The organism is Desulfosporosinus sp. HMP52 (assembly GCF_000765145.1).
GTDB lineage: Bacteria > Bacillota > Desulfitobacteriia > Desulfitobacteriales > Desulfitobacteriaceae > Desulfosporosinus.
This window is the reverse complement of record NZ_JMGA01000078.1, coordinates 1-23,856: the sequence shown is the minus strand read 5'-3', so window position 1 is coordinate 23,856 and position 23,856 is coordinate 1. Positions and strand designations below refer to the sequence as shown.

The 23,856-nt window shown below is 41.0% G+C and carries 21 protein-coding genes and 15 tRNA genes; 7 read left to right on the top strand and 29 right to left on the bottom strand.

Going from position 1 to position 23,856, the window contains the following annotated elements:
- Window positions 1-532 precede the first annotated feature (532 nt).
- Window positions 533-919 carry a CoA-binding protein gene (locus DP73_RS21605; protein WP_034602454.1) on the top strand — a complete coding sequence of 129 codons (387 nt, stop codon included), beginning with the start codon at window positions 533-535 and terminating at the stop codon, window positions 917-919.
- Window positions 920-1,053: 134 nt separating this feature from the next.
- Here the strand turns inward: DP73_RS21605 and DP73_RS21600 are convergent.
- The 19 genes from DP73_RS21600 to DP73_RS21510 form a co-directional block, all read right to left on the bottom strand.
- Window positions 1,054-1,127, bottom strand: a tRNA-Gly gene (locus DP73_RS21600).
- 5 nt (window positions 1,128-1,132) lie between these two features.
- Window positions 1,133-1,209 (bottom strand) — tRNA-Met (locus tag DP73_RS21595).
- A gap of 1 nt (window position 1,210) precedes the next feature.
- Window positions 1,211-1,285, bottom strand: a tRNA-Asn gene (locus DP73_RS21590).
- 9 nt (window positions 1,286-1,294) lie between these two features.
- Window positions 1,295-1,385: transfer RNA gene (locus tag DP73_RS21585), tRNA-Ser, on the bottom strand.
- A 15-nt stretch (window positions 1,386-1,400) separates the two neighbouring features.
- Window positions 1,401-1,485 (bottom strand) — tRNA-Leu (locus DP73_RS21580).
- 6 nt (window positions 1,486-1,491) lie between these two features.
- Window positions 1,492-1,567 (bottom strand) — tRNA-Thr (locus tag DP73_RS21575).
- A 14-nt stretch (window positions 1,568-1,581) separates the two neighbouring features.
- Window positions 1,582-1,658: transfer RNA gene (locus DP73_RS21570), tRNA-Arg, on the bottom strand.
- A 4-nt stretch (window positions 1,659-1,662) separates the two neighbouring features.
- Window positions 1,663-1,737, bottom strand: a tRNA-Gly gene (locus DP73_RS21565).
- 7 nt (window positions 1,738-1,744) lie between these two features.
- A tRNA-Lys gene (locus DP73_RS21560) sits at window positions 1,745-1,821 on the bottom strand.
- A 7-nt stretch (window positions 1,822-1,828) separates the two neighbouring features.
- Window positions 1,829-1,903 (bottom strand) — tRNA-Gln (locus DP73_RS21555).
- 44 nt (window positions 1,904-1,947) lie between these two features.
- Window positions 1,948-2,022, bottom strand: a tRNA-Met gene (locus DP73_RS21550).
- Window positions 2,023-2,042: 20 nt separating this feature from the next.
- Window positions 2,043-2,126 (bottom strand) — tRNA-Tyr (locus DP73_RS21545).
- 11 nt (window positions 2,127-2,137) lie between these two features.
- A tRNA-Asp gene (locus DP73_RS21540) sits at window positions 2,138-2,213 on the bottom strand.
- 4 nt (window positions 2,214-2,217) lie between these two features.
- Window positions 2,218-2,293 (bottom strand) — tRNA-Val (locus tag DP73_RS21535).
- A 10-nt stretch (window positions 2,294-2,303) separates the two neighbouring features.
- Window positions 2,304-2,379 (bottom strand) — tRNA-Glu (locus DP73_RS21530).
- A gap of 322 nt (window positions 2,380-2,701) precedes the next feature.
- On the bottom strand, window positions 2,702-3,295 hold the full coding sequence (locus DP73_RS21525) for a DUF1847 domain-containing protein (protein WP_034602453.1): 594 nt from the start codon (window positions 3,293-3,295) through the stop codon (window positions 2,702-2,704).
- Between the two features lie 44 nt (window positions 3,296-3,339).
- On the bottom strand, window positions 3,340-4,278 hold the full coding sequence (locus DP73_RS21520) for a sulfite exporter TauE/SafE family protein (protein WP_034602452.1): 939 nt from the start codon (window positions 4,276-4,278) through the stop codon (window positions 3,340-3,342).
- 22 nt (window positions 4,279-4,300) lie between these two features.
- Window positions 4,301-4,723, bottom strand: a complete 423-nt coding sequence (locus tag DP73_RS21515) for a hypothetical protein (RefSeq protein ID WP_034602458.1) — start codon at window positions 4,721-4,723, stop codon at window positions 4,301-4,303.
- A gap of 342 nt (window positions 4,724-5,065) precedes the next feature.
- The gene (locus DP73_RS21510) at window positions 5,066-5,734 is read right to left on the bottom strand and encodes a Crp/Fnr family transcriptional regulator (RefSeq protein ID WP_034602450.1); all 669 of its coding nucleotides are present in this window, start codon (window positions 5,732-5,734) and stop codon (window positions 5,066-5,068) included.
- 564 nt (window positions 5,735-6,298) lie between these two features.
- Between DP73_RS21510 and DP73_RS21505 the strand changes: the two genes are divergently transcribed.
- The 6 genes from DP73_RS21505 to DP73_RS21480 all read left to right on the top strand — a co-directional run bounded on the left by DP73_RS21505 (window position 6,299) and on the right by DP73_RS21480 (window position 11,159).
- A complete protein-coding gene (locus DP73_RS21505; RefSeq protein ID WP_034602448.1) occupies window positions 6,299-6,832 on the top strand; it encodes an OsmC family protein in 534 nt (177 codons plus the stop codon).
- A 203-nt stretch (window positions 6,833-7,035) separates the two neighbouring features.
- Window positions 7,036-7,665, top strand: a complete 630-nt coding sequence (locus DP73_RS21500) for a 4Fe-4S dicluster domain-containing protein (RefSeq protein ID WP_034602447.1) — start codon at window positions 7,036-7,038, stop codon at window positions 7,663-7,665.
- A gap of 1 nt (window position 7,666) precedes the next feature.
- Complete coding sequence (locus DP73_RS21495; protein ID WP_034602445.1) at window positions 7,667-8,611, top strand: CoB--CoM heterodisulfide reductase iron-sulfur subunit B family protein; 945 nt, start codon at window positions 7,667-7,669, stop codon at window positions 8,609-8,611.
- A gap of 45 nt (window positions 8,612-8,656) precedes the next feature.
- Complete coding sequence (locus DP73_RS21490) at window positions 8,657-9,700, top strand: FAD-dependent oxidoreductase (RefSeq protein WP_081963124.1); 1,044 nt, start codon at window positions 8,657-8,659, stop codon at window positions 9,698-9,700.
- A gap of 30 nt (window positions 9,701-9,730) precedes the next feature.
- Window positions 9,731-10,288: a 4Fe-4S dicluster domain-containing protein gene (locus DP73_RS21485; RefSeq protein WP_034602444.1), complete on the top strand. Its 558-nt coding sequence runs from the start codon at window positions 9,731-9,733 to the stop codon at window positions 10,286-10,288.
- Window positions 10,278-11,159 carry a CoB--CoM heterodisulfide reductase iron-sulfur subunit B family protein gene (locus DP73_RS21480; RefSeq protein WP_034602443.1) on the top strand — a complete coding sequence of 294 codons (882 nt, stop codon included), beginning with the start codon at window positions 10,278-10,280 and terminating at the stop codon, window positions 11,157-11,159. Before DP73_RS21485 ends, DP73_RS21480 begins: the two co-directional genes overlap by 11 nt.
- A gap of 131 nt (window positions 11,160-11,290) precedes the next feature.
- On the opposite strand, the gene DP73_RS24295 is transcribed toward DP73_RS21480, so the two are convergent.
- From DP73_RS24295 to DP73_RS21435, 10 genes are all read right to left on the bottom strand, one after another.
- The gene (locus DP73_RS24295; protein WP_282432716.1) at window positions 11,291-11,413 is read right to left on the bottom strand and encodes a hypothetical protein; all 123 of its coding nucleotides are present in this window, start codon (window positions 11,411-11,413) and stop codon (window positions 11,291-11,293) included.
- Window positions 11,414-11,532: 119 nt separating this feature from the next.
- Window positions 11,533-12,108, bottom strand: a complete 576-nt coding sequence (locus DP73_RS21475) for a 4Fe-4S dicluster domain-containing protein (protein WP_034602442.1) — start codon at window positions 12,106-12,108, stop codon at window positions 11,533-11,535.
- Window positions 12,105-14,189 carry a molybdopterin-dependent oxidoreductase gene (locus tag DP73_RS21470; protein WP_034602441.1) on the bottom strand — a complete coding sequence of 695 codons (2,085 nt, stop codon included), beginning with the start codon at window positions 14,187-14,189 and terminating at the stop codon, window positions 12,105-12,107. The genes DP73_RS21475 and DP73_RS21470 overlap by 4 nt, the downstream gene beginning before the upstream one ends.
- A gap of 1 nt (window position 14,190) precedes the next feature.
- On the bottom strand, window positions 14,191-15,459 hold the full coding sequence (locus tag DP73_RS23235; RefSeq protein ID WP_242865817.1) for an FAD-dependent oxidoreductase: 1,269 nt from the start codon (window positions 15,457-15,459) through the stop codon (window positions 14,191-14,193).
- A complete protein-coding gene (locus tag DP73_RS21460; RefSeq protein ID WP_034602438.1) occupies window positions 15,431-15,916 on the bottom strand; it encodes a 4Fe-4S dicluster domain-containing protein in 486 nt (161 codons plus the stop codon). Before DP73_RS21460 ends, DP73_RS23235 begins: the two co-directional genes overlap by 29 nt.
- A gap of 38 nt (window positions 15,917-15,954) precedes the next feature.
- A complete protein-coding gene (locus DP73_RS21455; protein ID WP_034602434.1) occupies window positions 15,955-17,802 on the bottom strand; it encodes an ASKHA domain-containing protein in 1,848 nt (615 codons plus the stop codon).
- Window positions 17,803-17,977: 175 nt separating this feature from the next.
- Window positions 17,978-18,838 (bottom strand): dihydropteroate synthase, encoded by an 861-nt coding sequence (locus DP73_RS21450; protein ID WP_034602433.1) that lies wholly within the window; start codon window positions 18,836-18,838, stop codon window positions 17,978-17,980.
- Between the two features lie 13 nt (window positions 18,839-18,851).
- The gene (locus tag DP73_RS21445) at window positions 18,852-19,490 is read right to left on the bottom strand and encodes a corrinoid protein (RefSeq protein ID WP_034602432.1); all 639 of its coding nucleotides are present in this window, start codon (window positions 19,488-19,490) and stop codon (window positions 18,852-18,854) included.
- Between the two features lie 19 nt (window positions 19,491-19,509).
- A complete protein-coding gene (locus DP73_RS21440) occupies window positions 19,510-20,565 on the bottom strand; it encodes a uroporphyrinogen decarboxylase family protein (protein ID WP_034602431.1) in 1,056 nt (351 codons plus the stop codon).
- A gap of 277 nt (window positions 20,566-20,842) precedes the next feature.
- Entirely contained in the window at window positions 20,843-22,939 is a 2,097-nt protein-coding gene (locus DP73_RS21435; protein WP_034602430.1) for a sigma 54-interacting transcriptional regulator, read from the bottom strand.
- Between the last annotated feature and the right edge of the window lie 917 nt (window positions 22,940-23,856).

Sequence of the window (23,856 nt, the reverse complement as noted above, 5' to 3'; positions counted from 1 at the left end):
GATTGACTCATGATTTATTTTCGAAACTCTTGCGAGTCTCTCTCATTGGCTGTCCTTGTTGTTTAGTTTTCAAAGACCATGGTTTTTGTTGTGACCCGTTTGGGCCGGAACAACATCTTAGCATTTATAACTTGCGTTGTCAACACTAATTTGTTTGGATACAATTTGCAATAAAACCAATTAATAATATCCTCGTTGCGGCACTCAGTTATAATACCACCTACAGTATTTGCTGTCAACAATTATTTCTATGTTTTTTCCTTTTACCGCATTTGCTGTATTATCTTCGGTAGTATTATTCTACGATACACCTGAAATAATACTATTCATCATCATCTTTTGCTGTTCGTCTGAATGTACAGTAAATATGTTTTTAGACTTCATAAAATATGTTTTTAGACTTCATAATTTTTCTCCCCAGTTTGCTAAAAGTTGCAGTTTATTTTACACTTAACTTACTTCAACTCTTAGAACATTTTTAATAACACTAGTCTCATTTAACCATTAAAGAATTAAGAAAGGGAGTTTTACTATGCCTAGTGATATAGACCAGGTATTGAGCCAGAAAACATGGGCAGTAGTCGGAGTATCTAATAACACTTCCAAATATGGTTATAAGGTCTTTAATCAGTTAAAGAAAGCAGGTTATTCAGTCTTTGCAATTAATCCAGGGCTTGCCTCTATCGACGGAGATTCCTGTTATCCTTCTTTAGCTGCTTTACCTAAGAAACCTGATGCCGTTAGTATAGTTGTTCCTCCTAAAATTACTGAACAGATTATTAGTGAATGTGCCTCCCTTGGTATCTCCAATGTTTGGATGCAGCCTGGAAGTGAGAGTAAGCGAGCGATTCAAGATGGAGAAAAACAGGGGATTACAGTAATTCATAGTCACTGCGTCTTAATCCATACACGAAAATAAAAAATCATTTTAGGGGTATTCAGTGAGCTCTAGTGGCAACTTATGGACTTGAAGTCAATGCTATAACTTACCATGAGTATATACTCATGGCTATAATAACAAAAACCGCACCATCAGGTGCGGTTAAATTCATATGGAGCGGGTGATGAGAATCGAACTCACGTAGCTAGCTTGGAAGGCTAGTGCTCTACCATTGAGCTACACCCGCAGGTGTGGTAGCAGGGGGGGGATTTGAACCCTCGAATGAGCGGGTATGAACCACTTGCCTTAGACCACTTGGCTACCCTGCCATGGCTCCCCGAGTAGGACTCGAACCTACAACCTACCGGTTAACAGCCGGTTGCTCCACCATTGAGCTATCGAGGAATATATTTTTGGCGGAGAAGGAGGGATTTGAACCCTCGCGGCAGTTACCCACCCTAACGGTTTAGCAAACCGTCCTCTTCAGCCACTTGAGTACTTCTCCAAAAATATTTATTTTTGGTGCGGAAGACGGGACTTGAACCCGTACGGAGTTACCCACACGCCCCTCAAACGTGCGCGTCTGCCAATTACGCCACTCCCGCATCGGCTGGAGCCATTGACCGGGATTGAACCGGTGACCTTATCCTTACCAAGGATACGCTCTACCAACTGAGCTACAACGGCATGTTTTTTAAATGTGGTGCGCTCGGAGAGATTCGAACTCCCGGCCTTCTGATTCGTAGTCAGACGCTCTATCCAGCTGGGCTACGAGCGCATTTTGGAGCGGGTGACGAGATTCGGACTCGCGACTTTCACCTTGGCAAGGTGACACTCTACCACTGAGTTACACCCGCGAATTATTGGTGGGCCATCCGCGACTCGAACGCGGGACACCCTGATTAAAAGTCAGGTGCTCTAGCCGACTGAGCTAATGGCCCATAAATATGGCTGGGGTGGGAGGATTCGAACCTACGAATGCCAGAGTCAAAGTCTGGTGCCTTACCGCTTGGCGACACCCCAATCATCTATATTAAGTCTAAGCGCTTGCTTAGAGCTTAACAACTTGGTTGCGGGGGCCGGATTTGAACCGACGACCTTCGGGTTATGAGCCCGACGAGCTACCGCTGCTCCACCCCGCGACGTTATTTAGTTTTTAATATGGTGGGCAGGGATGGATTCGAACCATCGTACCTCGCGGAACAGATTTACAGTCTGTCGCCTTTAACCACTCGGCCACCTACCCACATTATATTATGGCGACCCCGATCGGACTTGAACCGACGATCTCCTGCGTGACAGGCAGGCATGTTGACCACTACACCACGGGGCCATTTTGGTGGGCGATGACGGGCTCGAACCGCCGACATCCTGCTTGTAAGGCAGGCGCTCTACCAACTGAGCTAATCACCCATATTCCATTTGGTGACCCGTACGGGATTCGAACCCGTGTAACCGCCGTGAAAGGGCGGTGTCTTAGACCGCTTGACCAACGGGCCACTGTTTTTAAGAACTTTTTTAGTATAGCTGAAGGTTACATAAATGTCAACAGTTTAAAACAAGTTTTTTTAAAAAAATAATCGCCCTGAGAATCGAATATTTTAGAGTATCTCTTTGTTGGAATTCACGGCATCCAACTAATAAGAACCGCTGTGATCTCAGTAAATGTTTAGGGGCAATGATTTAGACATCATTACCCCTTTTAAAAGTCGAGAGTTGGATACTAATAACTGCTATTAAAATCTACATACATCAATCTTAATCGGTAAATACTTATACAGTAAAGATTATTTTAGTATTTAGAGTGGATTCCGTAGAGTCCTATTCATATTTTTTATTAAGATACTTTTTACGTAAATAGCTTGAATAACATACTGCTAGCGGGTTGTGACCTAAGATACGATCTTTAACAGCATAGGTGGTCACTGGTGCTTTAGAATATTTGTTGAATAGCATATCATGACCAACACATAGGCCCAATGAGATGTTTAGTTCGGTTTCATCGTGTTCAAGGACTTTAGCTTGAAGGATAGGATCACAAATAATCTCAACTTTATCCTCATTTACTTTTGGGATCTCATAGTCTTCCTTTTTAAGCCCGCCTATTTTGCAACAGGCAGAGTACACCTCAAAATGCTGAGATAAGATCTTTTCTAAAACTGCAGCTTCTTCAGTCAAGCCTATGCAGAAAGCCATTCCTAGTTTTTTGTAACCCATGTTTTTCGCGAACATAATTAACTCATCCAGACGGCTAAGATTGTTACCATGAACCGCTTGGAAGCAACCACTTAAGCGATGAAAGGGTTTGTTTTCTTCTTCATGACATTCATCAAGTGAATACTTCCCACCTGTACAATCAAAGCCTTCCTTATCACACATGTTTTTAGTCTTCATTTTACAGGATGCACATTTCATTCAAGAGCCCCCCTATTTGCATTGCCTTAATATAAGTGATTGATTTAGATATTAAGTCCTACTAGCGGTAATACATACTTAAGTCCAATATAGAACAACACGACTGCCAGGAACATTTTCATGTATCGAGCATTAATATACTTCGACACTCGAGCTGCTACGACAGTACCAATAGCAACACCAACTAATTCAAAAGCGAGAAACTGAAGATCTAAAGAGCTACCCATCGAAAGATAGTTTAAAATACTTGTAGAAGATGATACCAATATTGAAAGAACCGATGTTCCGGCTACAATATACATTGGGAATCCCATTACGCTAGTCATAAAAGGAACGAGTAAGAATCCGCCGCCTACCCCCAAGGATGCTGAGATAACTGCTACAACAAGCCCGGTGAAGAAGACCATAATAGTATTGTACTTGAATTCCTGGCCGGCAAAGGTAAAGGTATTTTGAAGGCCAATTTTTTGGAAATTTACGCCAATCTCTTTGATTTCATTCATTTTTCCAGCTGCCTTAAGTTCCTTAACTTTTGCTGCAAATAGTTTATTGGCAGCTGTTACCTGTTTTTGACCATTAATAAATTTAGCTGTGCACTCATAAGCAATACGTAGAGAAATCCCTAAGGTTACCATGCCAAAATAAGGTTGGAAAGTCTTCATTTCCTTTAGTAAGGAGGACGAAAGTGTCGAACCAATTAACGCACCAACAATTCCACCTAAACCCAGAACAACAGCAGTAGGTACAACAATTCTCTTCTCTCGAAGATATAGAGGTGTCCCAACAATAGGGCTCACAAGGGTTAATATCTGGTTCATCGGTTTAACCATATTGGCATTTTTAATTCCAAAAATGCTCATATGGCCTACCCCCGCTAAGATTCCACCTGCTGCGCCTACGGATGTAAAGACATAGCCAACAAAGATACCCCAGAGGATCAAGCTTATAGGGTTAGCGTCTATTCCAGCTAATGCGAAATGCATATCATTTTCCTCCAATTTTCAATTAAATTTTAGTTGCTTGAGATGTCCTAAAAGTAATTAATCCAGATTTATATAGCTTAGATTTAATTGGTTTAACAAGCCATCTCCCTAAGTGAAATAAAAAATACGTAACTAGATATGCTCCAAATATGCTAATTTGCCAATCAACAATCGGAATCGTAATGTTTGGCCATTTGAGGCTAATTATCCAAATTATAAGAACGTGAGGAGCTATTTTATAAATTGAATCCACTACTACAGCTGTCAGATAATCAAAAAAAACTTCTTTCATTTCCGTCTGAAGAGATTTATAGGCCAAGGCATCCCCAATTTGAACCGCCACTTCCGATAGTTCATCTAATTCCTGATACCGTTCTTTAAAGTGCTGGACCTTTTTAGTATGAGGATCTTTAAGATATTGTATTAGTTTAGAGCCCTCCTTCATAGCTAAAACTCCTCTCTTGCAAAGACTTTCACTTACTAAAGCAGCCCTACCTAGCTCCAAGTTTCCTCCTCCCATTTACTTATTTTTACTATGTACTTAATTTACCAAACTCCGAACAATATTAATGTCGACATGGTGACGGTATTTTTGTCTATCTAACGACCGTATTTATGTCAACGCCATTACATTTTTTATGTCTGATAACAGACATAAAAGTTTTCATGTAATATCACCGACGAATTTCCAAACATTTTTGATTAACGACTGCTAAGGAACTTCCAGAAGTCAGACTTAATTACTCTCAAAAATCTAAGGGAGGCTGGCGTTATCTGCCAGCCTCCCTTAGACGATCCATTTGCTCAGCTTATCTTGATCGAGTATATACACTTCCTTATCTTCGATAGCAATACTATTTTCTTGTCTAAATATATTAAGCAAGGAGGTGACTGTTTGTCTGGACGTTCCTATCATGCAGGCAATCTCCTCGTGAGTTAATCGAAAGCCTATTTTTGTACCAGTTTCAGTTTCAACTCCTGCTCGTTCAGACATTTTTAGAAGAAGCATAGCTAGTCTGCCAGGTACCTGAAAGCAGACCATTTCCTGAATAATCGCTTCTGCTTCTCTCATTCTAACGCCCAGTGTAGTAGCAACTTTTATCGCTATAGAAGGATGGTTGACGAGCAATTCCTCAAAACGTGCTTTCCGTACAACTACCAGAGTAGCATCGTTGATAGCACCCGCAAAACAAGTTCGTTCCCCATGATATAAGGTTTCAGCCAGTCCCATAAGTTGCCCTGAGGTTCTCATGCTTCCAACTGTTACCCTTCGACCATCTGGAGTGATTCGATATATTTTCACAAAACCTTCTTCAATTAAGTATATTCGATCAGCCGTATCCCCTTCAGAGAAAATTATTTGCCCTTTAGGATAATGAACTACTGTCCCATATTCTCTGATAAGATCCTTCTCATGATCATCCAAGGCTAATGCTTCATGATTTATGCTTTCCATTCTATCTCCTATACCTCCACATATTACTATATTGTATCATAATTTTACAAAATATCACCTAAAATTAGCACAACTTTTTATGCACCCACAGATGATCTGTAATAATAAAGGAGTGTTACATCTCGGTTCAAATATCTAACTACTTATCCTAAGGATTCAGCAATACATATGTGTTAAATGTTGATATATAATTCCCCTGCTCAAGGGCATTTGATTCAAGTGCGCGCATTATGGAATTTAGGTTAATGGCATTCATCCGTTCCACATGGAATTATTATATTCCATATAAGGAAAATAAGTCTATAATAAGAATTTTGTGATTTATCAAATAATTAAAAATTAAAATGGAACATTATTATTCCGTATAAATTTGGAAGTTTATACCCTTGTGTTGACCCAATAAGCAAATACAATAAAAGGCTCGCTCATAGCTGCTTAATACATTATGGCATAAGTATTGCATTAATCAAAGATATGAAAATAGCAAACGAGAAGATATCAATTTAAAAGGTAAGATTCTAGCCGTTTGCTTTTCTAAATATAATTGAGGGAGTGATTGTTAACGTGAGTAGTTTTAATAGCGGAGTCCTTTTTAATGGAATTGACTTGGGGTTTATCAGCAGCATGGTTAACAGAGTTAAGGACGATCCCGAAAAAGCCAAAAGGACTATAAAAGCTAACACTGTTTGGCTAGGTGGTACTAGATCAGAATCAACAATTCGTGATTTCAAGTATATTGCTGATGAACCCTGGGGTAATGTTCAAGGAGGAGCCCAACCGGGAGAGTTAGTACTAGCTGCTCTAGGAGCTTGCTTAGTTGTGGGCTACTCTTTCGATGGCGCCCTACACGGTATTGAACTCAAAAAGATTGAGATTCAGGTTGAAGGAGATAGTAATGGCATTGCATTTATGCAAATTCCAACGGACATCTTACCTAATTTGACAACAGCACGAATTAAGGTTTACCTTGAAAGTGATGCTAGTCCGGATATATTAGAAGAGATGCATAAACGTGTAATATCGATATCTCCTGTATCTTCAACCTTATCTAATATTGCAAAACTGGAGTTTGACCTTACCACCGGATCCGGAGTCTGATTCAAGGACAAATATTATTTACCCTATTATAATTTATAGGAACAGAGTCTCCTTTTACCTTGGCATCATGCCTCCATATACAGAATAAGTCACACTGAGTTCAGTGGGACTTTCTGTCCTCATAGATAGCCTCAATTTACAGAATATTCTGCATATACTTATATCCTTCTGGCTCTAATTAAATAGTAATGAGGGGATGTCTTATGAAAAGAGAACAGGCCAGCGACTGGTCAATAGAATTTGAGAATGCGATAGCGACATCAGGATTAGCGGACGACATCCGTCGCTGTATATCTTGCGGGAAATGTACGGGGGTATGTCCTGTCGCCGCTATTAGCCCATCCTACAATCCTAGACAGATTATTAGAGAAGTTCTCCTTGGTAATTATGAAAGGATCGTTCAAAGCGAAGAAATTTGGCGTTGCTTCTGGTGTGCCAACTGCGCTGCAACATGCCCTAGTGAAATTAAATATCCGCTCTTAATGCTTTATATCCGTTATTTCTCTATGTCACACGGAGCTGGTAAGAAACATGTGGATCCATTTATCCGTTTTGTCACAAAGGCTCGACAAGAAGCGGTAACATTTCAGCCAGGGAAACCAGCAAGATTGGATGAAATCAGGGAATTGAGAAGCAGTCTTGGCTTAGCACCGCTTCGGATTGTATCCGATAAAGGTATAAAAGAATATCAAAAGTTGTTTGAAATTACTGGTACTGACGAGTGGCTAAAGAATTATCAAGAAACTCCCGAAGTTCCTATCGATTTAAGTTATTTAGAGGGGAAAATATTAGTTCCGGATGATTCAAACAGTGGTTCAGAAAGGGAGGTTTGAAATGGAAGAATATCAGAAGTTATCCCTTATTGATCCACAAAGAGTAGCTAATCTACCTACGCCCGATAAACTATTCCTTTTTCTTAGTTGCACGGGAAGTATCGAATACCCCGGTACCGAAAGAGCCGTAAGGATCGTTGGTGAAAAACTAGGGATAGAATTTATTGAGTCAGTTGACCAAACCTGCTGCACGGGTTACATGTTAACGTGTAATGCCGTAAACCCTCAGCTCGCTTTAGCTTCAACCTCACGAAACCTTAGTATTCCTCAGGAAATGGGCCTTGATGTAGGGGTCTTTTGTAATGGATGCTATGGCTACTTGAGGGAATTAGCTCATTTGTTACATTCTAATCCAGCTTTCAAAGAGGTAGGAGATAAGGCCAATCAAGCTTTAGGGCGGGAAAAGTTTCATGGCCATACTAAGATATATCATGTCCAGGAACTTTGGTTTCGTCAACTGGAAAAACTAACCAGTTTAGTCAAACGACCATTAACCGGTTTGAAAATTGCTGCCCACTATGGTTGTCACTATTTGGCAAATAAGGATGTGGCTATCGATGATGCTCAATACCCTACATTTCATGAAGAAATATATAAGGCCCTTGGTGCAACACCAGTAGTTTATAAAGAGCGAAGAGCCTGCTGTGGCTATTCTGTAGGTAGAGGATTCACTCACCGTGAAGAGACCGTATTGCCTCATATCACTAATAAGATGCTTAGTGCTGCTACAGCGGGAGTTCAATTAATGACTACAACCTGCCCGGGTTGTAATACTGCTCTTGATCGTGAACAGAAGACCATAACTGCAAGGGGTAACGCCGTGAGTATTCCCGTTATAGATTTATCTCAGCTTATTGCTTTCGCATTGGGTGCGCCGGTTGAGCAGTTAGGTTTTAAGGCCAATACCACTCCCGTTTTGCCAGTTCTGGAACGCTTTATCAAGTGAATGTGAGATATTTAAACTTCTCTTAAATTTCAAGGTGAAAGGAGCATGAAAATGCTTAATGAGGGTGTGCTGGTTATCGGCGGCGGAGTTGCTGGTATGCAGGCTGCTATTGACATAGCAGCTTCCGGAAGGGAAGTTGTCTTGGTTGATAAGGAGAGGAGTCTTGGAGGTCATGTGAAAGAATATGGCTCTTTGTTTCCTGAGCTCACGGAAGGAACATTAGTCGTTAAACAAAAAGCCCAGATTATTAAAGATAATCCCAAGATTTCTGTTATGTTAGGTTCTGAGGTTGACAGACTTACTTACGCAGATAGTAATATCAAAGCGAATTTTGTAAGCAATGGAACCATAAACGATCAGATATTCAGCGCCGTTGTAATTGCTACCGGCTTTGATAACTTTGAGGGTAAAAAATATGGCGAATATGGGTATGATCGTTATCCCGGAGTTATAACAGGTATAGATTTTGAACATCAGGAAGAGGCAATTTTAAAGAAGCCTATTAAGACTGCCGTGTTTATAAAATGTGTAGGTTCCCGTGACAGAAGTAAAGGAATGCCCTATTGTTCAAAAATATGTTGTATGTACACCGCCAAACAAGCTGCAGAACTAAAGAAAGCTCAGCCTAATGCCCAAGTATATGTTTTCTATATGGACATACGCTCTAACTTTAAAAACGGCGAAGAATTCGTACGCAGTGCCATGGAAAATCAACATATAAAGTATATCCGCGGGAGGGTTGGAAAGGTAATCCCTACTAATGGTAGATTATTGATCCGAGCAGAGGATACATTAATGGGAGTTCCTTTAGAATTAGAAGCTGATCTGGTAGTACTTGCAACGGCAATGGTTCCAAGGGAAAGTACTAAGTCGCTGGCTACTCAACTGGGAATCAAACTTGATAGTAATGGCTTTATATCACCCATCCCAATGACGGAAAGTGAAAATCCAATGATTCTAACAAAAGGTGTATTCTATGCCGGGGCCTGTGGCTTTCCTTGTGATGTGAAAGATGCCATAAATCAAGGCAGCGCAGCCGCAGCCGGAGTATTAGGTTATCTGCAATTCAATCGGAGAGCCGCGAACTAATGTTGGATTATTGGGAAGGGAGGGTCTCCGATGACTATGGTAATAACAGGTAATTCCAAGTTGCAATCCGAAGTAGAGGATCTCTGTGATGTCAACATAGATGCCTGTATACAGTGCGGCACTTGTACCGGAGGATGCAGTGGAATTGAGCTTATGGAGTATGGTCCACGCCAAATCATTCAATTAATTAAACTTAATCAACGAAAAATTCTTTTAGAGAGCCGAGCGATTTGGATGTGCGTATCTTGCCATATATGTGAGGATCGTTGTCCAGCCAAAATAAAAATTACTAGTCTAATGGACACATTAAGAGAAATGGCATGTAAAGATTCCAAAACAAAATCAAATGCCCAGATACAATTCCACAAATTATATATTAAACAAGTCAAGTCCTTTGGGAGATCCCATGAATCAATGTTGACAGTAGCCTTGAGCATGAAAGGTACCCCATTGCCGCCATTAAGACTTATGAAGGATCTCATAACTCGAATGAGAGTAGATATTAAACCTCCACATAGACCGGATAAATCCTATCGTCTTGCAATTAAAAGGTTAGAGAAAGGAGGGAGCATAGGCCATGGCAACTAAAACCGTCTCTTATTTTCCTGGCTGCTCACTTCATGGGTTGGCGAAACCTTTTGATACCTCCACCCGACTTGTATGTGGCAAAATCGGAATAAATTTGCAAGAGCCCAACGATTGGAATTGTTGTGGGGCAACGTCAGCCCACAGCATAGATCACTCTTTAAATTTAACTTTAGGCGCAAGGAACTTGTATCTCGTTGAGAAGAGCGGGTCTAACACTGTTACCGCTCCTTGTGCTGCTTGTTTCAGCAATTTAAAGCGATCTAGTATTGAACTTCAAGATCCTAAGAAACGCCAATTAGCAAGTCAGTTAGTTGGAGAAAACTTAAAAGAAGTTGAAAAGGTTAGTGTCATCCATCTGCTAGAATTGTTATCTGATCACTCAATTTCCAAGAGTATTAAACAAAATATGAAGTACCGCTTTACAGATTTAAAGATTGTTTGTTATTACGGATGTTTAACAGTAAGACCCAATGAAGAGTCCGATCCCGAAGCTGACAGCTCTGAAAATCCTCAAAGCATGGATAAACTTCTGGGAGCCCTGGGTGCGGACGTTAGAGATTGGTCTCATAAGAGCGAATGTTGCGGTGGAAGCCATTCTCTCTGCGGTCCAGACCTAGCCAACATAAGGACAGATGAAGTCCTCCGTCAAGCCATTGCCTCAGGAGCAGATGTCATTGCGGTTGCCTGTCCATTATGTCATTCTAATCTGGAATTCAGACTCCACGCACTACAAGCGAAGGGCAAACAGATTCCCGTAGTATTCTTCACACAACTATTAGGATTAGCCTTAGGGTACACAGTAAAAGAAGTGGGCTTAAATAAAATGTTGGTAAATTCCTTTCCCTGGCGTGAGAAGTTAACATTAGCATAATCATTAAGATTCCTCAAAACCCCCGCTCATTAGCAACTAATGCTAGTGAGGGGGGGTTCTATTGTACTCAATTTGGAGTTAAACAGAAATTGATTTCGAAGGGAATTAAGGCTGGTTTTCACTACATGCTCCTAAAATACCGCTATAACGTCTCTAATTATTAGGATTATTAATACAACACAGGAGACAACTAACAGCAACTCAGGGCCATGGTGATCAAGAAAAAAATCCGAAACCTTTACTCTTAAGCTCATTAAGATCCCCTCCCTTCTTCAAGGTTCTCCTCTAAATGCAGAAAACTCCAGCTGCTAGGGTTAGCTTCACGACTCCTACCTCCTTGTTACATTGGGAAACCTTATTGGTATACTCTATTCTAAGGAACCAGCCAGTTAGAGCGGGAAGTGTTGTTTGACAGGTATAACACGGTTGTTGATTCTTTATCAGCCCCTTCTAAATGTGCCTTTATACCCCTTGAAAGCAAATTTTTGATGCGTAATCCTGCTTCGCGAATCAGGAATTCACGTTCACCGAAAATTCGGGCCTCAACTGGGCAAACTGATACACACGCTGGTTCTTTATTAATTTCTAAAAGGTGACTGCAAAATGAACATTTTCCTACTTTCCCGTTGGTCATAATCTTCATTCCACTATATGGGCAGGCGTCTACACAGACCTGACAGCCGATGCACCTTTCAATATCGTGGATAACTAACCCATCATTACCACGCTGAATAGCACCCATTGGACAAACTGCCAAGCAAATAGGGTCTGCGCAATGTCGGCAGGACTGAGGATTATAGTATTTTATCAAATGATCTGTTAACAACTCCCTCCCTCTTACCCTTATCCATGAACTACTATGCAAACAGTTTTCCTGCATACAGGCAACGCTACAGCTCTTACAGGCAATGCAGCGCGATACGTCCACTAACATGGCAAACTGACTCATTGTCCCGCCCTCCCTTCGGCACTAGCAGAACACATAATGTTTTTATTAGCAAAATTCCCTCCTACAGGATCGACGGCTACAGGAAACAGGGAATTCACCGGTGTCTGCCTATAAGGGGAATGCAACCCGAAATATGGTTGGGTAGTGAAGTAACCCCTTGGCACACTAAAGGTAATTCTTGCGGGTAAAACAAGGGAACCCGTCACAGTCTCCAACCTGACTGGATCTCCGTCCGTTAATCCTAACTCTGATGCTGTCTGAGGATGCATCTCAACGTACGGTTGTTTTTCCATTTCCTGAGCCCAATTGCTGTATTGGCATATTGTATGGTAGTGGCTGGCTACCTTATTGGTACTTAAGAGGTAGGGATACTTCTCTGGGCTGACACCCTGGTTTCCAGGGGAATCAAAAACATTTATATACTCTATGGCAATATTATTTTTTCTGGCCAATTCAACCCTTCCCGAGGGCGTTGGGAATAAACTGCTTTCATATAAACGTTCGGCTTCCTGTCCGTTTGCCGGACACGGAAAATGAACTCCACCCGGCGTTTTCCGGAGACGTTCTACTGTAATCCCCTCAATGCTCTTATTATGAGTTCTCTCCAACTCCCAGGCTTTTTGAGGTGAGTTCGGAAAATAGGAAGTCTCTAAACCCATGTACTTCGCCAATTGGCGAAATAAATCTCCACCCGATCTGGACTCAGCATAAGTCGCGGCTGCCTGATCCTTCCATTGTAATACCCTGTGAACACTTGCCTGTACGCCTGCCTCCTCCAACCAGTGAGTTGCAGGGAGAACAATATCGGCTAGCATTGCCGAATCGTCCAGAAACAAGGTATGGCTGACCACAAAATCCAAACCTTGAATAGCCTGGGTCATCCGTCGACTGTCAGGCCAATTGACACAGGGATTTCCCGCAATAAAAACCATCTTAATTTCACCCTCTTCCATAGCTTGGTAGAGGGCAGTTGCGGATCTCTTGCGATCTGGTTTTATAACATCCTTTTTGGGAATAAGGTCTCTGGCATTGCCATAATTGTTTATATGAGAAATAATTCCCGCTCCTGGTTTACCGATATTACCCAGTATGGCCATTAGATCCTCAAATGCTCTGATTGAGGCACCTGCGTTATTAACACAGACGATACCTCTGCCCTCAAAAAGCATACCTGGTTTACGCACAGCTAAATCTTCGGCCAATTCTTCGATAACGTTTCTAGGGACACCAGTTATGTCCGCTGCCTGCTTCAAGGTAAATGCTTCTACAGCCTCTGCCAATTGTTCAAATCCGTTGGTATATTCAGAAACAAAGGCTTGATCATAAAGATTATTATTGATAATAATCTTCAGTAAAGCCATTCCCAATACCGTGTCGGTGCCCGGTCTTATCTGGATAAAACGATCTGCCATCTGTGCAGTCTCAGTAAAACGGGTATCAATAACTACTACCTTCGTTCCTTGTTGCTTGGCTTCTGAAATCCAGTGAAACTGACCAGCTTTCGTTTGGGCACAATTATTGCCCACAATCAACATGATTTTGGATTTTATCACATCCGAAAGAGGCGAGGATGCAGACCCATTACCAAATATGTCTTTGCGTACTTTTAATTCTGACTCCATACAGATCGGCCCTGTTCCATAATTAGCCATACCCGTTAACTTTGAGAAGATGCTATGAGCTAATTTACTGTATGAGCCACCGATTTTGGAGGTAATTCCCACAATAGATCCAGTGCCATTTTCTTGTGAATAATGGTTATATCTCTGGGCGATAAGCTTTAAGGCCTCCTCCCAAGTAATTCTCTCAAACTTACCGTTGATTCTTCTCAGGGGATGCCCTACTCGGTATGGCCCGTACAATGTCTGGACAATTTCCATCGGCTTGGCACAAATTTTTCCCTTATTATAGGGATTATCCCGATCACCAAAAACTGCCTGTACTTTCCCCTCATGGTCTAAACTTACTTTAAGCCCACAGCCGCCGTTACAAAGACAGCAAATCGAAGTCCTTAGGTCGTCATCCCGTTCCAGCGGCTTAGAAATTATGCCTAATGAACGTGGTCTAATATAGAGGCCCATTTTATTCCCTCCCTTCTCCTGTCGGAAAGTAGCCATGATATTTTACCGGGCTTGTTAATAAATAGTTAAGATAGTTAATGTCAACCTTTGCTTTCTTTCTAATTAAACTACTTAAAATACCTGCACCTTCGATATTTCCAACCATAATCATTCCTATTAAACGACCGTCTTTTATGACGAACTTGCGATAAAAACTTTTCTTGGGTTCTACTGCCTTCAATACTAGCCCTTCCCCTGGAGGCAGATTCATGATTCCCGCCGAAATAAGTCCCACTCCACAAATCACAGCCGAATTCAAAGCAAGTGAACCTCGATAACGCCGCTTTAAACCTGCCATATTACAGCCGGCAATAATTCCTTGTTCTGTTGCAGTAGGCCATAAAGCACTTACGCTTTTTTCACCAGTTAAGAAATCATCTGCCTCAGCAACATCACCTGCTGCATAGATATCCTTTACATAGGTTTCCATTTCATCATCTACAACAATACCTTTATTGACGAATACCCCACTACCCTCGACCAACTGAACATTAGGACGTACACCAATTGCCTTGAGAACCATTTGGCAGGAAATATGTTCACCCGTATTAAGAACTACACCACTGACTGACATTCGCCCATTGGAATTCTTTTCGCCTAGGATTCTCTCCGCTTTAGTGTTCAGCAGTATCCGATAACCGTCTTTTTCTAATAATTTAATAAGAACTTCCGAAGATTCGGGATCAGTTGAGTAACGCATAAGGTAAGGCGCAGATCCCACAACAGTGACCTTAATTCCTAGTTCATGTAGTCCATGTGCTCCTTTAAGCCCTACGAGTCCTGCACCCATGACTACTGCAGTTTTTACCTTTGGCGCAAATTCAGCTATTGCTTTGGCATCTGCAGAGGTACGCAGCTGAAATACACCTTCCATATCACTACCCTCAAGCGGTGGACTAAAAGGAGAAGCTCCTGTTGCAATCAGCAGCTTATCATAGTTGACCTTTTCTCCATTGTCTAACCATACGCATCTAGAATCTGGATCCACCCGCTCAACGTTTCCCCCTATAAAGTCAATGCCTGTTTGAGTATAAAAATCCTTATTTCGAATATACATGCCTTCTTCCGAAATTTCTTTCCCTATAAAATATGAAGTTAAACACCGAGAGTAAGGCAAACAATCTTCTTTAGAAATCATTGTGATTTTTCCGATGGAATCTAAACCCCGGATTGTTTCTGCCGCGAAAATCCCCGCAGCGCTATTACCAATGATGAGATATCGCAAGCCCATCACCCCAACCTTCGTTTTCATAATCTTCCGGAGTACAATAGCATAGGGCCCTTCGAGTACAAGCTATAACGCAAGGGGGAATCTTTTCATCCTCACATAAGTCACATTTGCTGACCTTTTTAGCATCCTCAAGCATTACGACTGCTCCAAATGGACAAACCATGATACACATTCCACAGCCCACACATTGCTCTAGATTGTGAACAACTTCACCTGTTTCGGAATAATGCATTGCTCCTGTCATACAAGCTCCGACACACATCGCCTCAATACAGTGTTGACATATTGAAGCCCAGTATTTGTTATCGAACTTCTCAAAATTAATCCTCGCTTTAGGAGTTGGTTGTTCCAACTTTGCCATAAATAGACTTTTGGTGAAGGATTTCTTTTCTATACAAGCAACTTCACAAGCTTGGCATCCATCACAATGGTTAGCTCGATAGTAAATTTTTTGCATTTATATCACCCTTCCCGAATCTAACCAATAGTTTGCGGTTAATCCTCATTTTCACTAAAAAACATTGCCTTTGTAAACTCTTCCGTGAAATCCCCTCGATCTGAAAGCTCAATATATTTAATAAGTTTGACGACGGAGTTTGCAATTTCTTCAGTATCCACGCTCAATAAACTAATTTTTGCTCCAACATGTGCAGAATTCCCTGCGTATTCAACTTTACTCAAATTTATTCCCGAGGGGATTAGACCCACTGCCTGGGCATTCTCTTTGTTTAGCACATTTCCGAAGGAACCTGCTAAATTAAACTGTTCAATGTCTTCCAAATTAATGGCCATTTCCTTGCTCATAATTCGAATTCCAGCCAGTATGGCCCCTTTTGCTAACTGGACTTGACGAATGTCTCTTTGAGTGAGACTTACCTTCTGAGATTCACTATTTTTGACGATGACAAATTCGTCACCATCATCGTTTTCATACAAACTTTCTGCTAATGTTTCTCCAACAATCGGGATTGCCTCATCACGGGTTAAAAGCCGCCCACTAAAATCAATAACTCCAATCTTTAGTAATACGGCAATTACATCTACCAGACCTGAACCACATAAGCCCAATGCCGGAACCTGACCGATAACATTATAGTGTAATTGTCCTTCTTCCAGCCAAACCCGATCTATTGCACCTGTTTCAGCTCGCATTCCGAAGCATATGTTGGCTCCTTCAAAAGCTGGCCCGGCAGCGGCTGAGCAGGCATATATTAAGCCATGGGCTGCCAAAACAATTTCCGCATTAGTTCCAACATCAATTAAAAGGCATGGAGCGTCCTGCTTGTAGGCATCCGTGGCCAATATCCCTGCCACAATATCGGCTCCAACATACCCTGCCACATTAGGTAAAAAGCTCACTTTACCTCGGTCATTAATTTTGATACCTAAATCTCTGGAATCAAAACTAAGCCCTGCATAGAGAGTTCCGACAAAGGGTGGTGTGGCAATATAATTAGCAGGAAGGCCAAGAAACAGGTGCTGCATGGTTGTATTTCCAACGACACTTAATAAGTAAATATCCGACCTGCTTATCCCGGCTTGCCAAATTACTTCTTCAATTAAGTCATTTACTTGATCGATAATTAAGCTTTGTAATAGCCCCAAATTATTGTCCCTTCTGGAAAAATCAATCCTAGAAAGAACATCGGCTCCGTAAGTTCGCTGTGGATTGAACGCTGAGGCGGCAGCAATTTCTTCTCCATTAATCAGATCATGCAAACTACAAATTACCGTTGTTGTCCCGATGTCTATAGCACATCCATAACCTACTGTTGTTGTGTCTCCCGCCTCGACTTCAATCACTTTCCCTTTGTAAGTTACGACAGTAATTTCAAAGTTGTTTTTCCTCATTAATTCAGGCAGGTTTCTTAATAAGGGCAAGTCTAGCTCTTTTTGAAGATCAGGATCTGGCAGCAGACCTTCAACACGATCCCAATCAGCCCTTTGATCCGACAGGGTTGGTGGGGGAACTTTAAGGCAGTACTTAATGATTGCAGGTAGAATATTTATAGCAGATTTAGGCCGTGACAATAAATCTTTGATAAGCTTTCCTGTAGCTTGGCAAGGTGCTTCTATAACCATGTCTTGGTTAATTACCGTTTGACAGGCCAATCTCCACCCCTGATCCAACTTGGTATTATTGATTTTTTCCTTTTCGACGCTTGTCGGTACGCCCGAATAATCCTGGCACAGAATTAGACATTTACCGCATGTTCCACGCCGTCCGCAAGGGGTAGGCTCTATACTGACCCGCGCTAAATCCGCTGCTTCAACCACACTGGTTCCTGCTGTGACAAAAACTTCTACATTTTGGGGTAGAAATTTAATTTTTAAATTTGGCATTCTATTACCTCCAATGGGTTAACCTAGGTTTCGCAGGTGAACATGTTCCTTTAAGCGAGATAGAGTCTAGATCTCCTTGTTGGTCAAGGAGATCTAGCTGCTTTTAAAGTTTGACCTCCCATAATTGTTCCCTTTAGTATGTGCGTCCCCCCAGCAAGCAAGATTCTATCAAGAACTAGGCTTGTGGTTCAGAGTACTGTCGGTATTCTGCCAAGTAGTTTAAAGACCACTCATCCCGTCCCAAGAGAAGATCAGAGGTTTTTACGGTGCGCCGCATCCCCTCAGCCGTTGGATCCATAATTATGCAGGTCAAACCCACCTTTAAGGCCATAGCAATCATAGTTCTAGTAATACTATTTCGATCTGGCAAACCAAAGGAAACATTACTAATCCCTAAAATTATATTTGAACCTAATTCCTCTACAATCCTTTCAATGGTTTTCAGGGTAATAGCGGCTGCATTGTGGTCTGAACTTACTGTCATAGTCAAGCAATCAATAATGATATTAGACCGTTCAACACCTAGCTTTTCAGCACGTTCAACAATTTTCATTGCAATGGCCAGTCTTTTTTCAGGATCATTGGGAATACCAGTGTCATCCATGAGTAGTCCAACAACTGCTGCACCATATTCCTTAATCACAGGGAGAACACTCACAAGAGATTTTTCTTCACCCGTTACTGAATTAACTAAGGCCTTTCCTTCATATACCTTTAACGCTGCTGCTAAAGCAACTGGATTTGCCGAGTCTATACATAGAGGTACATCAACAGTTTCAGACACTATTTTGACGACCTCAGGTAACATTGAAATTTCATCAACGCCTGCGACTCCAACATTTACGTCTAACATATCCGCACCCTGTTCAACCTGAGTTATTGCCTCTCGTCTTACATACTCAAAGTCTTTCGCCAAAAGTGCTTGACCAAATTTCTTCTTCCCTGTGGGATTAATTCGTTCACCAATGATAACTGCAGGCAAATCTCTACCGATGGTGACTATTGAGTTCTTGCTGCGAACCTCGGTATGAAACATTCGTTTTCCTCCTTTAAGCTACCCCAATTAATTTCTTCGCAGCATCAACTGCTGCCGTGGCATCTTTACCAAACCCATCTCCACCAATTTGTATTACCCACTCTTCAGTTACTGGTGCTCCACCAATCATAATCTTAACCTGGTCTCGAAGACCTGCATCGACAATTGCTTTAATGGTCTCCTCTACATTGGGCAAAGTTGAAGTTATCAAACTGGAGATAGCAATAATTTCTGGTTTGTATTCTTTGATTGCCTCAATGAACTTTTCCGGGTCAATATTGACGCCTAAGTTGATAACTTCAAATCCTGCACCTTCAAGCATCATTGCTACCAAATTTTTGCCAATATCATGAAGGTCATCCTTAACAGTTCCTAGTACAACCTTACCTAAGGAAACGGCTTTTGCGGCAGCCAGAATCGGTTTTAGAATATCCAGCCCTGCATGAGTACATTTAGCTGCGATTAATACTTCCGGTACGTAAATCTTATTTAACTTGAATTTCTCTCCAATAACAGCCATCCCAGCAATTAGACCCTCACTTAAAATTAACTGTGGCTCGATTCCTTCGTCTAGAGCTTGTTGGCAAAACTCTTTTGTTTTTGCAGGCTTGTACGTAATAATTGAATTTTTAATCTCATCTAATACCGGCATCTTGCTTCCCCCATTCAAATTATTTTCCCTCAGCAATCTTTGCTGCGCTGTAGTTTTTTGCGGTATTTAACATGGTTCGTACATTTTCATCCGGCGTTCCATAATCAAGCCCTACCGCATCAATAGAGAGCAATTCGTAAGGAGCCCCTGTGTCAACAAGACGTTTGACATCTTGTTCAATTTCTTCAGCCGTACACTGGAGCATACGGACAGGACAAATCCTGGCATTCATAAAGACAGTAGGCATCAGTTCTCTCACTCGACGTAGGTCAGTCAAAGGCCCTACTTCAATAAACTGCATATTTTTGATTTTACTGTACCCCTCTACCACATTATCAACTGAGCCGCAATGATGAATACCAAAAGGTTGTAACGCATTGGCTAGCTTCATTTCATATGGTAAAATGAATTCTTCATAGGATTCATTCGAGATCTGGGCTGTGGTACAGTTTGGAGTAATGTACATTTCTGGTGGAGCCATGGGAGTAACCGATGACGCTAATGTACCTGTACGACTTCTCACATAATTGGCTAGCGGAATAATAGTTTCCAAGCAAACATTCATCACCTTGTGTACCAATTCTGGATTCACGTAGAAATCTGTATAAAGGTCATCTCCTCGAAGCTTTAGTGCCAAGTTCTGAATACCGCAAGTATTAATGTTTCCGGTAACCTTTCCGTATTTCTCTTCTAAATAGTCCATTTGTCTGATAATCTCAGTCATGGGGTGGGTGTTCAACACGTCTGGCACGACCAAGGCATTGATTTGTTCTTCAGACATGTTGGCAGGAATAGACCAAGGCAAAGCATCATCAAAAAATTTTGTTTCTACTCCAAATAGTTCTGGTACCAAGGCCATACCGTAATCAACAAATGGATTTGGCTGGGGATCAGGGTTACCTAGCCCGAGATCACCAAAGCGCTCATGTAACAATCTCATTTGTTTCATCTGAGTTTCAACTCTATAATCCGGGTCGTAGTAATACTTTCTACCATAAGCAATTCCATAATTTTTGAACCACCAGTTGGGATAAAAACCGACATTAGCACGAATATGCTGGATTTCATTGGTCATGTTTAGTAAGCTCCCTTCTCTTAACAAAATTTCTTGAATTTAGTCAATTAGTTTTGATCAATTTTTACTTTAATAGTTGCAATACCCATGCCAAATACCTCAATCATCTGACAATGCTTACTTTTCTGAATATTATAAATATAAATAAAGGATGATTGGAATACAAAAGTTCCAATCATCCTTTATTTATATTAAATGAGTATAGAGATTGACCAAGACACTCCTTTTCTTTGAGTGGAACACCCCAGTTCCAAACGGAACTTCGCAGTGCCATTATCTAGAGCAAATCATATTGTTTGGCTTTTCGCAACACGGTAGTATGAGTAATTCCTAAACGTTGGGCGGTCTTTCTACTGCTCTTTTCTGTCCCCAGGGCTTTTCTCAATAGCTCTTTTTCCATCAACTGAACACCTTCATCTAATGATACAATTCCTCGAATGGTTACTTCAACGTCAGCCTTGCCATTTTCCCCAATATTTAAATTCTCCGGTAAGTGGTTAATATCTATTGTATCACCTTGACTAAGAATGACAGCTCTTTCTATGACATTTTCCAACTCACGAATATTTCCTGGCCAATGATAGCTCTCAAATATCTTATACACTTGTTGGGTTATTTTTTTTTGCTTACTATATTTAGTACAATATTTCTTTAAAAAATGTTCGCTTAAAGGCAAAATGTCTTCTTTACGATCCCTTAAGGGAGGAATTTCAATCTGTACTACATTTAAACGATAAAACAGATCTTCTCGAAAGGTCTTCTTCTTTACCATATCTTTTAGATTTCGATTAGTAGCAGCAATAATTCGCACATCAATATTTATAGGTTTTATTCCTCCGATCCGATAAATGACCCGTTCTTGAATAACTCTTAGCAGTTTAACTTGCAAGTTCAAGGGGAGCTCACCTATCTCATCTAAGAAAACATTACCTCCATTTGCTGCTTCCATTAAGCCTATTTTTCCTTCCTTATTAGCTCCGGTAAATGCACCTTTTTCATAACCAAAGAGCTCGGACTCCATTAGGTTTTCCGGTATTGACCCACAGTTAATTGTAATAAATGGTCCATTCTCTTTTCGACTTAGCTTGTGAATTCGCTTAGCGGCTACCTCCTTACCTACTCCAGATTCGCCTGTAATTAATACTGTGGAATCAACTTGTGATACTCGTAGCATTAGTTCCAAAATTGGCTCCATAGTAAAACTTTTAGTTATCAAGTCCTCTTTTAATAATTTCCCTCTTAACTCAAGTAACTCGACAGAATAACGTAACTTTTCCTCCTTGGCTTTTTCTACTTGGAATTTAAGTCGCTGTAATTCCGTCATATCCCTCATATTAAATATAACCTGTATTACCTCGCCATTAAGAGAAAATCGGGGGTTACCCGTAATCATGATCTCCTGACCGTCGAGTTTCGTGTAACCCTTTGTAAGGGATCTCTTTTGTTCAACAATATTAATAGACATGTCTTCCAAGCAGACTGCAATTTCCGATTTAATATCACTTAGGATACAATTATGACTGTAATCGGAAAGATTAAAATGTTGTAATGCGCTCTTATTCGCTCTTAGTACTACTCTCTTAGTATTGACAACGAGCATACCGTCATAGGAACACTCAATGATATTATCCAACTCTACTTTTAATTCCCTGACTCTTGATAATTCTAATACCAAGCTTTCCATTTCCGATAAATCTTGCAAAACAACAACTGCACCTGTTATGTTCCCATTGACATAGATAGGCGTCGAGTTCCCAATTACTCTTTTATTATTAACTTCAAGCCTTAAGCCAAATCGGGCATTACCGTCATCTATAACTTCCTTCCATATCCATTGAGGCAGGACTCCTGCATAGCGTTGGTCGGTTGCCTCTTTACTGCTAATCCCTAAAAGAATTTCCGCGCCTTTATTAAAAAGGTATATAGAACCTGTTTTGTCGAAAGCTATAATTGCATGACTAACTGACTGCAAAACAACTTTAAGTTCATTTCTAGTTTCTTCCCATGCTAAATTCACCTTTTTAATTAGCTCTACCCTGGAAAGAATACCAGTTAGCTTTTTGTTTTGATTCAAGACAAGCATTCGCTCCATGTCTTGAGGGCAAGTGTTTGCTAAGTTTTCAAAATCAGCATTCTCAGATACTACAGCCGGGGGATCATCCATAAATTGATCAATTTTTGCTGTTGGAGATGAACCAGACAAAAAACTCTCTAATACCTTAGAAATCGTAATAATGCCAACTATATCATCGTTTATCCCCACGACGGGAGCACAATTAACATCGTGTTCTAAATAAATTTTACTTGCATCAGCAAGACTTTGATTATATCGAACTGTATAAGGGTTACAAATCATTACGTTTTTTACTTTCATTGTAATTCCTCCTCTCACATTACTTTTACCCGATACCACCCCCAATCTATATCAAACTACTTCTTTGAATATTCTGATTTATTTAATTAATTATCCTAATCTTACCAGTTGGGCTTCAGGTGGTCAATGCTTTCTTTTTATTGCTGCTATAACGTAATAAAAGCTGTCTCTAATGAGATAGCTTTACGTCAAACTTCTACTCTGGATGAAAAATCTAGCAATATTGACGCCACACTGCGTCCCGAAACGAATTCTCCTGCAGTGTGGATCGTGGAACCCCTCGACCCCAAACTCTTAAATATACACGAAAAGACCATCTCATGTAGAGATGGTCTTCGCTTGTTACCTGGCAATAACCTACTTTCCCAGGGGCTATGCCCCAAGTATCATCGGCCCTGGAACGAAAAGCGAACGAGCTTTTCGCCACACTGAGACTCATAACGCATACTCCTGCAGTGTGGATTCTTAACTTCCGTGTTCGTAGCAGCATTATGGAACACAGAAAAACTACCTCGTAAGAGATAGTTTTTCGCTTGTTTACCTGGCAATAACCTACTTTCCCAGGGGCTATGCCCCAAGTATCATCGGCCCTGGAACGAAAAGCGGACGAGCTTTTCGCCACACTGAGACTCATAACGCATACTCCTGCAGTGTGGATTCTTAACTTCCGTGTTCCTAGCAGCATTATGGAACATAGAAAGAACTACCTCGCTAGAGATAGTTCTTTCGCTTGTTACCTGGCAATAACCTACTTTCCCAGGGGCTATGCCCCAAGTATCATCGGCCCTGGAGGTCTTAACTTCCGTGTTCGGAATCTGTCTCATATAGACATCTGACGCTGCCGACGAAGGCACAGACGAAGATATGGATGAAAGACGAAACGATCGACAAGAACTCATAAAATCAAAAAAATACTA